Annotated in this window: 1 protein-coding gene; it reads right to left on the bottom strand. The window is 42.7% G+C overall.

Annotation, left to right across the window (positions count from 1 at the left end; genetic code table 11):
* Nucleotides 1-84: 84 nt before the first annotated feature.
* A complete protein-coding gene (pcrA, locus tag ADH31_RS07060; protein WP_049509798.1) occupies nt 85-2,373 on the bottom strand; it encodes a DNA helicase PcrA in 2,289 nt (762 codons plus the stop codon).
* Nucleotides 2,374-2,560: the final 187 nt, after the last annotated feature.

Below are 2,560 nucleotides of genomic sequence, written 5' to 3'. Positions count from 1 at the left end.
AGCTACCGCGTCAAAGTTTGATTGCTAATAAAAAGTGAGGTCGGAATCTTTTGTCCCAACCTCACTCTTATTCATTTAGAAAACTTACTTCTTCTCAATCGGTGCTACACTGGCTAAAAGTTTTTTAAGGCCGACTTCTGGGAAATTGATTTTCAATTCCTGAGTAGATCCACTTCCTGAAACTTCTAGAACAGTTCCTTCGCCCCACTTCTTATGAAGGGCAATATCACCAATAGACCAGCTTGTCTCACTAGAAGCTGATGTAGAACCAGCTGAAAACTGTCCAAAAGGTAGTCCTTTTGATTCAATTGATCTTGGTGCTGCGTTGCGTTTACGATCTTGTAGAGCTTGAGCTAGGCTCATGCCTTGACCAAAGGCAACACCTCCACTACTATAGGATGCTTTGAAGCTACTATTAGCAGGACGCGCCAAACCTTGATAAGTTAACAAATCTGAACTAATCTCATTGATAAAGCGTGTTGGGCGATTATAGTTCGTTCGACCAAATAGCAAGCGTGAGTTAGCATTGGTTAGATAAAGGATTTTCTCTGCGCGCGTGATACCGACATAGGCTAGACGGCGTTCTTCTTCCAATTCATCCACGTCCTCTGCTGCACGACTAAGTGGAAAGACATTTTCTTCCATCCCAATCAAGAATACAACTGGAAACTCGAGTCCCTTGGCCGCATGGAGCGTCATCAAGGTTACTTCTGATGTTTCCTGACTGCCAGAGTCTGTATCTGCAATCAAGGCCAAATCGTTCAAGAAGCGACTGAGCTTATCCAAGCCAGTTTCATCTTCTTGATTATCTGGATTATCATCGAAGTTCTTGGTAACAGAAAGGAACTCTTCGATATTTTCAACACGAGCCTTACTTTCCAAAGTCGCCTGAGCATTGAGAATATCTACGTAGCCTGTCTTTTCCAAGACTGCTTCCACTAACTCAGTAATGGTTAACTGATCCAGTTGCTCCCGCAAATCAAGAATCATATTGGCAAAATCCCAGATTGACTGGGCTGCCTTACCTTTAATCCCTGATAACATGATGTTAGCTGAAGCATCAAGCATCGACATATTTTGTAGGTTGGCAAAGTCACGGATTTTCTCTACTGTTCCTGGTCCAATGCCACGTTTTGGTTCATTAATAATCCGCTCAAAACTGATATTATCACTCAAATTGGCGATGAGATTAAGATATGCGATAATATCACGGATTTCCTTACGGCTATAGAACTTAGTTCCACCGACCATAGTATAAGGAATATTGGACTTGAGCAGAGCTTCTTCAATGGTACGAGACTGGGCATTGGTACGGTAAAGAACCGCAAAATCCTTGTGGAGGAAGTTTTGGCTTCGACCAAGTTCATCGATGGTTTTAGCGACAAAGACAGCCTCGTCTTGTTCATCATTAGCGCGATAGTAGACAATCTGTTCCCCATCCGCATTTTGAGTCCAGAGATTCTTAGGACGGCGATTTTTATTGTTTTTGATAACGTCATTAGCAGCTTGTAGGATGGTTTTGGTTGAGCGGTAATTTTCCTCCAACAAAACAACCTTGGCTTGAGGATAATCCTTCTCAAAATCCAAGATATTCTGCATATCAGCACCACGCCAACCGTAGATAGACTGGTCAGCATCCCCAACCACACAGATATTTTTGAAGCGTGAAGCCAAAAGTTTGACTAGTTGATACTGGGCATGGTTGGTATCTTGATACTCATCAACATGGATATATTGGAACTTTTGCTGATAATAAGTCAAAACATCAGGATTTTGGTCAAAGAGCCGCAAAGTCAACATGATCAAGTCGTCAAAGTCCACTGACTCTGACTGACGAAGTTCTTTCTGATAGGCTGTATAACACTTAGCTACAATTTGCGTGTACATATCTCCTGCCTGGGCAGCATAAGCTACATCGTCAATCAGATCATTCTTAGCATTGGAAATGGTTCCCAAAATGGTACGTTCATTCCATTTTTTAGGATCCAAGTTCAACTGCTTGAGAATACGTTTCATGAGCGTTCGCTGCTCCCCTGGATCCACAATCGTGAAATTGCGATTGTAGCCAATGTGGTCGGCATCGCGCCGTAGGATACGCACGCACATAGAGTGGAAGGTCGCGATCAAACAATCCTGAGTAGCTGGATTGAGTCCATAAGCACGCTCCTTCATTTCACGCGCAGCCTTATTGGTAAAGGTAATGGCCAAGATATTCCATGGGTTTACCAACTTTTCATCAATTAAGTAGGCAATACGGTGGGTTAAAACACGAGTCTTACCAGATCCCGCCCCCGCCATGATCAGCAAGGGTCCTTCTGTGGTTTGAACAGCCTCGGCTTGACGGTCATTCATTCCCTTTAATAAATCGTTCATTTTCTCTTCCTTATTCTTCAAGTCAATGTTTCTATTATATCAAAAAAGTTTGAAAATAACTTTTCTTAAGAGCCTTCTGATTACTTTAGTTGGCAAGACAAGAAGAGGCTGGGACAAAAGTCCTAGCCTCTCAATTCTCTTTTGATTGTCGAGCAAGACGCAGTGGTTGAGTGGGCTCTACTACGCT

It is taken from the genome of Streptococcus pseudopneumoniae (assembly GCF_001072375.1).
GTDB lineage: Bacteria > Bacillota > Bacilli > Lactobacillales > Streptococcaceae > Streptococcus > Streptococcus pseudopneumoniae_L.
This window is presented reverse-complemented; position numbering and strand designations above follow the sequence as displayed.

What these genes read in the sequence shown, in the direction of transcription:
- pcrA (WP_049509798.1), bottom strand. Translation starts at nt 2,373, where the DNA reads ATGAACGATTTATTAAAGGGAATGAATGACCGTCAAGCCGAGGCTGTT.